This is a genomic window from Sutcliffiella horikoshii (assembly GCF_008180725.1).
Lineage (GTDB): Bacteria > Bacillota > Bacilli > Bacillales > Bacillaceae_I > Sutcliffiella_A > Sutcliffiella_A horikoshii_B.
In genome coordinates this window covers 326,911-339,529 of record NZ_VTEV01000003.1, presented here as the reverse complement: position 1 = coordinate 339,529, position 12,619 = coordinate 326,911, and the positions used below count along the sequence as shown (strand labels likewise).

The window sequence follows — 12,619 nt, the reverse complement described above, 5'->3', positions numbered from 1 at the left end:
ATTATCTTCTTTGAAAATAGATGTTGGAGGGAAAATTATGTCTGCTAAATGGGAAAAGTTAGAAGGTAATCAAGGCGTATTAACAGTTGAAGTTGATGCGGAAACAGTTAATCAAGGTCTTGACGCAGCATTCAAAAAAGTAGTTACTAAAGTAAACGTACCAGGTTTCCGTAAAGGGAAAATTCCTCGTGGAATGTTCGAACAACGTTTTGGTGTAGAATCTTTATACCAAGATGCTCTTGATATCATTCTTCCAACTGCATACTCTAACGCAGTTGTTGAAACTGGAATTGAGCCTGTTGATCAACCAGAAATCGATATCGAAACAATCGCTAAAAACGAAAAGCTTGTTTTCACTGCTAAAGTGATCGTTAAGCCTGAAGTTAAACTTGGCGAATACAAAGGATTAGAAGTTGAGCGTCTAGATGCTAACGTTACAGACGAAGATGTAGAAGCTGACTTAAAAGGCCTTCAAGAGCGTCAAGCTGAGCTTGCTGTGAAAGAAGAAGGAACTGTTGAGAATGGCGATACTGTTGTTATGGACTTTGAAGGATTCGTTAACGGCGAAGCATTTGAAGGCGGAAAAGCAGAGAACTATTCTTTAGAAATCGGTTCTAACACGTTCATCCCAGGTTTCGAAGAGCAATTAGTAGGTCTTGCAGCTGGAGCGGAGAAAGAAGTAGAAGTTTCTTTCCCTGAAGAGTACCATGCTGAAGAGCTTGCTGGTAAGCCTGCAGTATTCAAAGTAACTGTACACGAAATCAAAACAAAAGAACTTCCTGCACTTGACGATGAGTTCGCGAAAGATGTAGATGAAGAAGTTGAAACGCTTGAAGAGCTTAAAGCAAAAACAAAAGCTCGCCTTGAAGAAGCGAAGAAGACTGAAGCTGACAACCACCTACGCGACACGCTAGTTGACAAAGCTGCTGCTAATGCAGAAGTGGAAATTCCTGAAGCAATGGTGAAAACTGAAACAGACCGCATGGTTCGTGAATTCGAACAACGCCTTCAAATGCAAGGTATGAACATGGAGCTTTACTTCCAGTTCTCCGGTCAAGATGAAGAAGCTCTTCGCACTCAAATGAAAGAGGATGCAGAAAAGCGTGTGAAAATGAACCTTACGCTTGAAGCAATCTCTAAAGCTGAAAACATCGAAGTAACAGATGAAGAAGCAAACGAAGAGATCGAAAAAATGGCTGGCATGTACAACATGTCTGTTGACCAAATCAAGCAAGCTTTAGGTAGCTTGGAAGGTCTTAAAGAAGATTTGAAAATCAGAAAAGCAATTGATTTCCTTGTAGAAAACAGCAAAGATGTTGCATAATAGAGTATAAGAGACAAGGCGCGACTTGATCGTGCCTTGTTTTGTACCATCTAGACCTTTTTAAAAGTAAAGTTTTCCGCTTTTTCCATTCAACACTGTGTTAGTAAAATGAATTCATGGATACAATAGTACGGACCCATCTTCTAAAATATCCATACATAACCAAAGTATTATTATTAGAAATGTTAGGCTTAAATGTGGTAAAATGCAGTACATAACTATTTTTTAAAATGATGAGATTTTCTCATTTTTTAGGAAACCAGCCGATGGATGGGAAAAGAGAGAAATGATAAGGGGTGAAACAATTTGTTTAAATTTAATGACGAAAAAGGACAATTGAAGTGTTCTTTCTGCGGAAAAACACAAGACCAAGTTCGTAAACTTGTAGCAGGTCCAGGCGTATACATATGTGATGAATGTATTGAACTTTGTACGGAAATCGTAGAAGAAGAGTTGGGTACAGAGGAAGAAGTAGAATTTAAAGACGTTCCAAAGCCAAAAGAAATTCGCGATATTTTAGACGAATATGTTATTGGTCAGGAGTCTGCTAAGAAATCTTTATCTGTAGCGGTGTATAACCACTATAAGCGTATTAACTCCAATAGTAAGATTGATGATGTAGAGCTTGCAAAGAGTAATATTGCGATGATCGGACCGACTGGTAGCGGTAAAACACTTCTTGCTCAAACACTTGCAAGAATCTTAAATGTACCGTTTGCGATTGCAGATGCTACTTCCTTAACAGAGGCTGGTTATGTTGGGGAAGATGTAGAAAATATTCTGCTAAAACTGATTCAAGCTGCTGATTATGATGTAGAGAAAGCTGAAAAAGGTATCATTTACATCGATGAAATTGATAAAGTAGCGCGTAAATCTGAAAATCCGTCCATCACCCGTGATGTATCTGGTGAAGGTGTACAGCAAGCACTATTGAAAATTCTTGAAGGAACTGTTGCAAGCGTTCCGCCTCAAGGTGGACGTAAGCACCCGCATCAAGAATTCATTCAAATCGATACCACGAATATCTTATTTATCTGCGGTGGTGCATTTGACGGAATTGAGCAAATCATCAAACGCCGTCTAGGTAAGAAAGTTATTGGCTTCGGTACTGCTGAAACAAAAGCGGATGATCTAGAGCAAAAAGAATTGCTTGGAAAAGTATTGCCGGAAGACTTACTTCGTTTCGGTTTAATTCCGGAATTCATCGGTCGTCTTCCTGTTACAGCGAGCTTAATGCCGCTAGATGAGGATGCGCTAATTGAAATCCTTACAAAACCTAAGAATGCACTTGTGAAGCAATATCAAAAGATGCTTGATCTTGATAATGTGGAACTTGAGTTTGAAGATGGTGCATTATCTGAGATTGCGAAGAAAGCAATCGAAAGAAAAACTGGTGCGCGTGGATTGAGATCTATCATTGAAGGACTTATGCTGGATGTTATGTATGAGCTACCTTCTCGTGAGGATATCAAGAAGTGTGTGATTACAGCTGAAACGGTTGCTGACAATGTTGCGCCTAAGTTGATTTTAGATGATGGGTCTGAGTTGAAACAAGACGAAAAGACTTCTGCATAACCACAAGAGAGCACTTTCCTTCGGGAGAGTGCTTTTTTTTATACCCTCCAATCTTTTCGCAAAAAGCCTATTTTAACCAAATATTTTTTATTGGATTATTAGCCAATCCCACGGAGATACTACCATATAATCACATCAAGAATGCAGGAGGGTTTCTATGTCTTTTACAGGTATAGCACTGTTCATACAGCTTTTCTTCGGGGTCATCATTGGCCTTTATTTCTGGAACCTGCTCAAAAACCAACGGACGCAAAAAGTAACGATTGATAAAGAATCGAAAAAAGAAATGGAACAACTAAGAAAAATGAGAAGTATTTCACTCTCAGAGCCACTTGCTGAGAAAGTAAGACCAACAAGCTTCAGAGAAATCGTCGGGCAAGAGGATGGAATCAAGGCATTAAAAGCGGCCATTTGTGGGCCGAACCCTCAGCATGTCATCATTTATGGACCTCCAGGAGTAGGGAAAACTGCTGCTGCAAGGCTTGTTCTTGAAGAAGCCAAAAGGAATCCAAAGTCTCCTTTTAGAGGGTCTGCCGTTTTTATTGAATTGGATGCAACAACGGCTCGTTTTGATGAAAGAGGGATTGCGGATCCGTTAATTGGTTCAGTACATGACCCGATCTACCAAGGTGCTGGCGCAATGGGGCAAGCAGGTATACCGCAACCAAAACAAGGAGCTGTAACACATGCGCATGGAGGAATGCTTTTCATCGATGAAATTGGTGAACTTCATTCTATTCAAATGAACAAATTACTTAAAGTGTTGGAAGATAGGAAAGTGTACTTAGACAGCGCGTATTACAGTGAAGAAAATAACCAAATACCAACGCATATTCATGATATTTTTCAAAATGGTCTGCCTGCGGATTTCCGCCTTGTAGGGGCAACCACCAGAACGCCGAATGAAATACCTCCTGCCATTCGATCTAGATGTATGGAAGTTTTCTTCCGTGAGTTAGATCAAGAGGAGTTGGAAGCTGTCGCTAGGAATGCGGCTTCTAAAATCAATATGATGGTCGAAGAAGAAGGTATCAGCCTGCTTGCCTCTTATACAAGAAATGGACGAGAAGTGGTAAATATGATGCAGATAGCATGTGGACTTGCTATCACAGAAGACCGCGATACTGTAAAGGTGGCTGACATTGAATGGGTGGTCCACTCCAGTCAATTGGCGCCGAAATATGAAAACAAAATCAAAGAAGCTGCACAGCCTGGACTTGTGAACGGCCTCGCGGTATTCGGACCAAACTCAGGTGCGCTTCTTGAGATAGAAGTGACAGCAATCCCTACCGAAGAGAAAAAAGGGACTGTGAACATCACAGGAATTGTGGAAGAAGAAAGCATGGGCAATCAAGGCGGCAAATCCGTCCGCAGAAAGAGTATGGCCAAAGGTTCCATTGAGAACGTTATTACCGTATTAAGAAAGTTAGGCGTTCCTGCTGCTGATTATGATATCCATGTCAATTTTCCAGGGGGTATCCCGATTGACGGACCTTCTGCAGGAATTGCAATGGCGACGGGAATCTATTCTGCCATCTTCAAAATTCCAGTCAGCAATCTTGTCGCAATGACAGGAGAAATCAGCATCCACGGAACTGTTAAACCAATTGGGGGAGTTATTCCGAAAATAAAAGCGGCAAAACAGGCTGGAGCAAAGAAAGTCATCATTCCAGCTGAAAACATGCAATCGATTATAAAAGAAATCGACGGCATTGAAGTCATTCCAGTAAAAGAGTTCCAAGAAGTCCTGGATCTGACCTTATTGAGAGAAAAGATTACGGAAACGAACGTAGAAAGCATATTGCATGCTCCAATGAGCATTCCGAAAACAGAATCCATGTAAATGGTGGGCAGGCCTTGCGATGGTCTGCCTGTTTTACATCACGAAGCCTTACTGATTGCACTAATGCCTGGAAAAAGGTAAAATTTTTACTACCATTTCTATATTAAGTTAGGCAAAGTTGTAAAAGATAATAAAACAAACTCTTTTATAAGTTTCTCTTTAATTAGACAGGGCTATTTAATTAGGATAGAATTGAACAAAGATACATAAAGGAAGAGCGTACGGGGGTGTTACCATGGCAACAAATAAGGAATATCATGTTCCATTATTGCCTTTAAGAGGGTTAATGGTCTTTCCGACAATGGTGTTACATTTGGATGTCGGAAGAGAAAAGTCGATAGAGGCGTTAGAGCAAGCGATGCTAGGAGACGACATTGTTGTTCTCTCTACACAAAAAGAAGTGGGAACCGACAATCCTACAAAAGAGGACCTTTACACTTGGGGTACTTTGACAAAAGTAAAACAAATGTTAAAGCTTCCAAATGGAACGGTCCGTGTCCTGGTTGAAGGGCTGGAACGTGCAAAAATAGAAGAGTTTATTGAAAAAGATACACATTGGGAAGCCAAACTTTTGACCTATCCGGATACAGAAGAGAAAGATCCGGAAGACGAAGCCTTAATGAGAACTTTGCTGGACTATTTCCATACATACACAAAGCTCTCTAAAAAGACAACAGTCGAAACATATCATACCGTTTCTGATATAACAGAGCCTGGGAGAATGGCCGATATCATTACATCCCACTTACCTGTTAACATGAAAGAAAAACAGGATATTCTCGAAACGCGAGATGTGAAAGAGCGTCTGAACAAAGTGATCAAGCATGTAAATAATGAAAAAGAAGTACTCCAATTAGAGAAGAAAATCGGTTTGCGAGTAAAGCGTTCCATGGAACGTACACAAAAGGAATATTACCTTCGTGAGCAGATGAAAGCAATCCAAAAAGAGCTTGGCGACAAGGAAGGTAAAGGCGGAGAAATTGAGGATCTTAAAGAGAAACTTGAAAAGATCGGCATGCCGGAAAATGTGAAAAAGACTGCATTGAAGGAAATAGACCGTTATGAAAAGATCCCTTCCAGTTCCGCTGAAAGTTCTGTTATCCGGAACTATATTGACTGGTTATTGAATCTTCCATGGACAGAAGCAACAGAAGACCAATTGAATATTATCAGAGCGGAAGAAATTCTTAACGAAGATCACTTTGGATTGGAAAAAGTGAAAGAACGTGTGTTGGAATACTTAGCTGTCCAACAACTGACGAAATCCTTAAAAGGCCCGATCCTTTGTTTAGCAGGACCTCCTGGTGTAGGTAAAACCTCTCTGGCACGTTCTATCGCAAAGTCACTGGATCGCAAATTTGTCCGCGTCTCCCTTGGTGGAGTTCGCGACGAATCAGAAATCCGCGGCCATAGAAGAACCTATGTAGGGGCAATGCCGGGACGAATCATCCAAGGTATGAAAAAGGCGGGAACCATCAATCCGGTTTTTCTTTTAGATGAAATTGATAAAATGTCCAATGACTTCAGGGGAGATCCTTCCTCTGCATTACTGGAAGTATTAGATCCAGAACAAAACTTTAATTTCAGTGACCACTATATCGAAGAACCATATGACCTATCCAATGTCATGTTCATCGCCACAGCAAACAACTTGGCTACCATTCCTGGACCTCTGCGCGACAGAATGGAAATCATTACGATTGCAGGTTACACAGAAATAGAAAAGTTAAATATAGGGAAAGACCATCTTCTACCTCGTCAGGCAAAGGAGCATGGTTTACAAAAGAATCTTCTGCAAGTCAGAGACGAAGCGCTAATGTCCATTATCCGTCACCATACCCGAGAAGCAGGGGTACGTAGTTTGGAAAGACAACTTGCTTCTATCTGCAGGAAAGCAGCCAAACTCATCGTTTCCGGTGAGAAGAAAAGGGTAGTCATTACGGATAAAAACCTTGCCGAATTCCTTGGTAAGCCGAAATTCCGTTACGGACAGGCGGAAGAGGAAGACCAGGTTGGCGTGGCAACAGGCCTTGCCTATACAACCGTTGGTGGCGATACATTATCCATTGAAGTATCCCTATCACCAGGTAAAGGAAAGCTCATGTTGACCGGTAAGCTTGGGGATGTGATGAAAGAGTCAGCCCATGCAGCATTTAGCTTTATCCGCTCACGAGCGGACGAATTGAATATTGACCCTGATTTCAATGAGAAGAATGATATCCATATTCACGTCCCAGAAGGTGCTGTTCCAAAAGACGGTCCATCCGCCGGGATTACAATGGCCACTGCCCTAATCTCAGCATTAACTGGCAGACCGGTCAGAAGAGATGTTGGAATGACAGGTGAAATCACGTTAAGAGGACGTGTGCTACCAATCGGCGGACTGAAAGAAAAATCCCTGAGTGCACACCGCGCTGGCTTAAAAAAGGTTATACTACCTAAAGAGAATGAAAAAGATTTGGATGATATTCCAGAAAGTGTGCGAAAAGATTTAACGTTTGTTTTAGTATCACATTTAGATCAAGTGTTAGAACACGCATTAGCAGGAGAGAAAAAATGAAAGTAACACAAGCAGAAATTGTAATAAGTGCCGTAAAACCAGAACAATACCCAAGTGAGCTTTTGCCGGAATTCGCCTTGGCGGGCCGTTCAAATGTAGGAAAGTCATCTTTTATCAATAAGATGATCAACCGCAAAAACCTTGCGAGAACATCCTCCAAACCAGGGAAAACACAGACATTGAATTTTTATCTGATCAATGAGATGTTGCATTTCGTCGACGTGCCTGGTTATGGTTTCGCGAAAGTCCCGAAATCCGAGCGTGATGCATGGGGCAGAATGATGGAAACCTATTTGACAAGCAGAGAACAGCTACGTGCCGTTCTGCAAATAGTGGACCTTCGCCATCCGCCATCCAAAGATGATGTCACGATGTATGAGTACCTGAAGCATTACGAGCTTCCAGTAGTAGTCATTGCGACGAAAGCGGATAAAATCCCTAAAGGGAAATGGCAAAAACACTTAAAAGTAATCAGAGAAACCCTCGGAATGAATAAAGAAGACGAACTAATTCTTTTCTCCTCCGAAACAGGACAAGGCAAAGATGAAGTCTGGGGCATGTTGCAAAAAAGAATGAAGTAAAACCGAAACTGCGAATCAGAGAAAGAATACTCTGAACGCAGTTTTTTGGTTTAAAGTGAGGAGTGACTTAGGTGCAAAAATTATTTTACAAAGACCCATACCTACAGACATTTACAACAACGCTGGTGAGACAATCACAAGACAAATCGGGAAAATGGTATGCCATACTAGAACAAACCGCCTTTTATCCAGAAGGCGGAGGGCAGCCGTATGACTCTGGTAGCCTAAATGACCAAACTGTCATAGAGGTACAAGAAATTAACGGGGAAATCAGACATTACCTTAAGGACAAACTGCCCGAAACATCAAAGGAAGTTAAGGGCATCATTGATTGGGAAAGAAGATATGATCATATGCAACAACACGCAGGACAGCATCTTTTATCTGCTGCGTTTGAAGAGCTATTTTACTATAAAACCAAAAGTTTTCATCTGGGCAAAGAAGTGTGCACCATTGATTTGGATACTACTGAGTTGACGGACGAGGAAATCCTAGAAGCTGAAACACTCGTTAATAGAATAATCCTTGAGAACCGTAAAATAGAGACCAAATGGGTAACACAAGAAGAACTATCAGACTATCCATTAAGAAAAGAACTGTCAGTATCGGAAGATATCCGCCTAGTCATCATCCCGGATTTTGACTATAACGGCTGTGGAGGAACACACCCTCATTCAACTGGCGGAGTAGCTTCTCTTAAGACTCTTTCTTTAGAAAAACAAAAGAACATGATCCGTGTATCCTTTGTTGCAGGTAATAGAGTGTTAAAACAACTTCATGAAAAACAGCAGGTAGTTTCGGAGTTATCCTCCTTATTGAATGCTCCTCAGAATGGCATGGCAGAAGCAGTGAAAAGAATATTGGGGCAAAGTAAAGAACAGGCAAAAGAGCTAAAAGACATGAAAGAAAAGCTTCTAGAATACGAAGCAACTGCTCTTTCTTCTCAAACGGAAGTAGTTGCAGGTCGGACAATAATAAAATCTGTGCTTCAAAATAAGGAAATGGCAGAACTTCAAAGTATGGCACGGAAATTAGTTTCAGCTAAAGACGATATTAACGTGTTTCTTTTCGCTGAAAATGGAGGAAAGCTGCAATTTGTCGGCGCTAGAGGAAGCAACTCAAATCTTGATATGAGGTATGTAGCCAACAAAGTCTTTACCTTCATAAATGGAAAAGGTGGCGGTAGAGAAAACTTCGTCCAAGGTGGGGGAGAAACAGCGCTAACTGGGGAAGAAGTGTTAGAAAAAATAACACATCTTTTATTAAACGATTAAAGAGTAGAATAGATTTCATAGCTTAAATGAAATAGTAGCTATGAAATCTATTTTTTTATTAGTAAAAAGTAAGAAAAATTTCGAAAAATATGTTTATTAGATTGGAAAATTAGGGAATAGGATGTACAAGGAGCAATTCCGAGCATACATACGATACATAGGTAGTGAAGTCTTCTAAAGTTGGAATTTACTGAATTATTAACAAATATGAATTTAAAGCTTATTTGTGGTAGTTTTCCGTAATTGTTAACATAAAAGGGAGACGAAAAAATGGACACTAAGGGGGATTTTGGAAATTGAAAAAAAGGGTATTGTTAGTCACGTTATTTTTGTTGTCTACCATTCTGGCAGCATGCGGTGGTAAAACAACAACAAGTGAAGGGTATGAATTAGTAAAGGAAGATAAGTTTATATTTGCTTCTTCAGGAGAATTTGCGCCATTTAGTGTAACAGATGGTTCCGGAAACATGACTGGGTTTGATATCGAGGTCGGGGAAGCTATTGCAGCTGAACTTGGGTTGGAACCAGAGCAGGAAAAGTACACTTTTGCGAGTATTGTTGAAGGAGTAAAGAATGGCCGCTTTGATGCTGCGGTTGCGAGTCATACCATTACGGAAGAGAGATTAAAAGAAGTGGACTTCTCCACACCATACTATTATTCTGGCGCCCAAATTTTTGTGCGTCCTGACAGTGACATCCAAACCATGGATGATCTAGAGGGAATGGAAATCGCCGTTTCCAGAGGCTCCACTTATGCAGATTTAGTGGAGGGTGTATCTGATAATATCGTAAACTATGATAGCGATGTTGTGGCGTTAGAGGCACTTAACAATGGCCGTCACGATGCAGTGGTAACGGATTTTGTTACCGGTCGTGAAGCAATCGGATCAGGAATGGAACTGGAGGCTCGCGAGCTATTAGATCGCAGTGAACAGGCTGTAGCAGTAGCAAAAGGTAATGAAGCCCTATTGGAAGCGATTAATGAAGCGCTTGAAACATTACGTGAAAACGGAAAACTAAAAGAGATAAGTGAAGAGTACTTTGGTGAAGACATTACTTCAGACCCGGGTGAGTAATACCGAATTAGAATAATCTATCCTGTCTCTGAAATGTGTGGTGTTCACTCACCACACATTTTTTATCAGCATTAAATATCACAATAGCACACATCAGCACAAGGGAGTGAAGCAAAGTATGCCCAGTTTAGCACATTTTATTGATGTATTCTTCAGTTCATATGACATGTTTTTAAGAGGGATGCTAAAAACCCTTCAAATTACAGCCATTTCAATTGTTATTGCACTTTTTGTCGGCTTATTTTTTGCCTTTCTTAAAATATCCAAGATTATAGTACTAGAGTGGATCGCCAATACTTACATATACCTTGTACGGGGAACCCCATTAATTGTTCAAATCTTTGTATTCTACTATGGATTGGTGCAGATGGGAATCACTGCATTCTGGTCCGTCACATTGGCGCTGGCCTTCCATAATGGTGCCTATATTGCCGAGATATTCCGTGGAACCATTCAATCGATTGACAAAGGACAAATGGAAGCTGGACGCTCATTGGGTATGACACGCAATCTGGCGATGAGAAGAATTATATTGCCACAGGCGTTCAGAAGGGCACTGCCGCCACTTGGAAATCAGTTTATCATCTGTTTAAAGGATTCATCCTTAGCTGCATTTATCGGTTTCTACGAACTGTTCAATGTAGCGCAAACACAAGGTGCAAACAGCTTTGACTATATGACGTACTTGTTGGTAGTTTCTGTTTACTACCTATTCCTTGTAGGGTTGATTGGAATATTTGTTAATCTGTTAGAACGTAAATTCTCAGTTAGTGATAGATAGGAGGTAGGGATAATGAGTAACAAAATAGAAGTCGTAAACTTAAATAAATCGTTCGGAGACCTACATGTTTTAAAAGATATATCTTTGACCGTAAAAAATAAAGAAGTTGTCTGTCTGATTGGTGCCAGCGGATCCGGTAAAAGTACAATTCTGCGTTGTTTGAACTTTCTTGAAATGAAGGATAGCGGCACTGTAGTCATAGACGGCAAGGAAGTCGACGTAGAAAAAGACAATTTAAATAAAGTCCGTCAAAAAGTCGGCATGGTGTTTCAGCATTTTCATCTTTTCCCTCATAAAACAGTTTTAGAGAATGTTATGGAAGCTCCTGTACAGGTCGAGAAGCTGAAGAAAGAGGACGCAAGAAAAATCGCATCCGATCTTTTGGCAAAAGTGGGCTTGTCAGATAAAGAGAATGTTTATCCCGAAAAGCTTTCAGGCGGACAAAAGCAGCGTGTGGCCATTGCTCGTTCCCTTGCCATGAAACCGGATGTCATGCTCTTTGATGAACCAACATCCGCCCTTGACCCTGAACTGGTAGGAGAAGTACTAAAAACCATGAAAGAACTCGCCGAAGAAGGAATGACCATGGTTGTCGTCACCCACGAAATGGGGTTCGCCCAAGAAGTCGCCGATCGAGTCATCTACATGCACGACGGCAAAATCGTCGAAGAAGGCCCCCCACAGGACCTCTTCAACAATCCTAAAAACCAGAGAACAAGAGACTTCCTGGAAGCTGTTCTGTAACCAGTAATCAAATTGGCAATTTGGTGATACAGATTTCCCCTGTTCCCTGGAGTGCAAGGTGTGAGACTTCTACGGGGGATAACGGTAGCTTGAGACCCCGCAGCGCAGCGAGGAGGCTCAAGCACCGTCCCGCGGAAAGCGAACACCTGGAACGGAAGAAAACAGGGAGTAAACATAGGTGTACAAACAAAAAGACCTACAACAACGGAATAACACTCCATTGCTTGTAGGTCTTCCATTATTTCTTCTTAAAAACAAAAAACGCACCAATCAAAATCAACAAAACCGGCCAAAAAGTATGTAAACTAGCAACACCAGTCTCTACCACACCTAGCATCTCCATAAACGTATCGTAGAAAAGAAAGAAACTAGCAAGTATGCACAACAGGACTCCCTCAAACATACCGCCCTTCGTCTTCTGCGAACGAAGAATAAAGCCAATGCCGATAATCAAAATGATAACAGCAAAGTGATCGGGCCAGACATCTACCTTATCCTTAAGCTGAAAATGCAATCCAATACCTAGTAATACAAAGCCAGGGAGGATGTTAGGATAATCACTCTGTTTATAAGCTTGTAATAAAAGTGCAATTCCTGCAATGACGAGGATAGTGGACCAGTGCAACATCCCTTCCCACAACACAATGTTTAATTGTTGTAACAGGAAATATGCACCAAAAAATAATAAAAGCAACCCAGGCAGAAAGCTATTTTTCTTCATATTTTCCTCCTTGAGATCGAGGCTGAAACCTTGATTCTACAATGAAATTCTGTTAATGTACAAGTTGGTGAATAAAAGAATTGTAATGTTTGTAATATATAACTAAGAGAAACCATGAAAACGGTGTATTTTCATGTATC

General features: G+C 40.9%; 10 protein-coding genes. 9 read left to right on the top strand and 1 reads right to left on the bottom strand.

Annotated elements, in window-relative coordinates:
• The first annotated feature begins 37 nt into the window (after positions 1–37).
• The 9 genes from tig (at position 38) to FZC76_RS08545 (ending at position 11,758) form a co-directional block, all read left to right on the top strand.
• Positions 38–1,324: a trigger factor gene (gene tig / locus FZC76_RS08585; protein ID WP_148988032.1), complete on the top strand. Its 1,287-nt coding sequence runs from the start codon at positions 38–40 to the stop codon at positions 1,322–1,324.
• A 306-nt stretch (positions 1,325–1,630) separates the two neighbouring features.
• The gene (gene clpX / locus FZC76_RS08580) at positions 1,631–2,899 is read left to right on the top strand and encodes an ATP-dependent protease ATP-binding subunit ClpX (RefSeq protein ID WP_148987816.1); all 1,269 of its coding nucleotides are present in this window, start codon (positions 1,631–1,633) and stop codon (positions 2,897–2,899) included.
• 157 nt (positions 2,900–3,056) lie between these two features.
• The gene (lonB, locus tag FZC76_RS08575) at positions 3,057–4,742 is read left to right on the top strand and encodes an ATP-dependent protease LonB (protein ID WP_148987815.1); all 1,686 of its coding nucleotides are present in this window, start codon (positions 3,057–3,059) and stop codon (positions 4,740–4,742) included.
• Positions 4,743–4,977: 235 nt separating this feature from the next.
• On the top strand, positions 4,978–7,302 hold the full coding sequence (gene lon, locus FZC76_RS08570; protein ID WP_148987814.1) for an endopeptidase La: 2,325 nt from the start codon (positions 4,978–4,980) through the stop codon (positions 7,300–7,302).
• Entirely contained in the window at positions 7,299–7,883 is a 585-nt protein-coding gene (yihA, locus tag FZC76_RS08565) for a ribosome biogenesis GTP-binding protein YihA/YsxC (RefSeq protein ID WP_148987813.1), read from the top strand. Before lon ends, yihA begins: the two co-directional genes overlap by 4 nt.
• Positions 7,884–7,954: 71 nt before the next feature.
• Positions 7,955–9,157, top strand: coding sequence for an alanyl-tRNA editing protein (locus FZC76_RS08560; protein WP_148987812.1), 1,203 nt, complete (start codon positions 7,955–7,957; stop codon positions 9,155–9,157).
• 296 nt (positions 9,158–9,453) lie between these two features.
• Positions 9,454–10,233, top strand: coding sequence for a transporter substrate-binding domain-containing protein (locus FZC76_RS08555; protein ID WP_148987811.1), 780 nt, complete (start codon positions 9,454–9,456; stop codon positions 10,231–10,233).
• A 118-nt stretch (positions 10,234–10,351) separates the two neighbouring features.
• Entirely contained in the window at positions 10,352–11,014 is a 663-nt protein-coding gene (locus FZC76_RS08550; protein WP_148987810.1) for an amino acid ABC transporter permease, read from the top strand.
• Positions 11,015–11,026: 12 nt separating this feature from the next.
• Positions 11,027–11,758, top strand: coding sequence for an amino acid ABC transporter ATP-binding protein (locus FZC76_RS08545; RefSeq protein ID WP_148987809.1), 732 nt, complete (start codon positions 11,027–11,029; stop codon positions 11,756–11,758).
• Positions 11,759–11,996: 238 nt separating this feature from the next.
• Here FZC76_RS08545 and FZC76_RS08540 read toward each other — a convergent pair whose 3' ends face one another.
• The gene (locus FZC76_RS08540; RefSeq protein ID WP_148987808.1) at positions 11,997–12,479 is read right to left on the bottom strand and encodes a LiaF transmembrane domain-containing protein; all 483 of its coding nucleotides are present in this window, start codon (positions 12,477–12,479) and stop codon (positions 11,997–11,999) included.
• Positions 12,480–12,619: the final 140 nt, after the last annotated feature.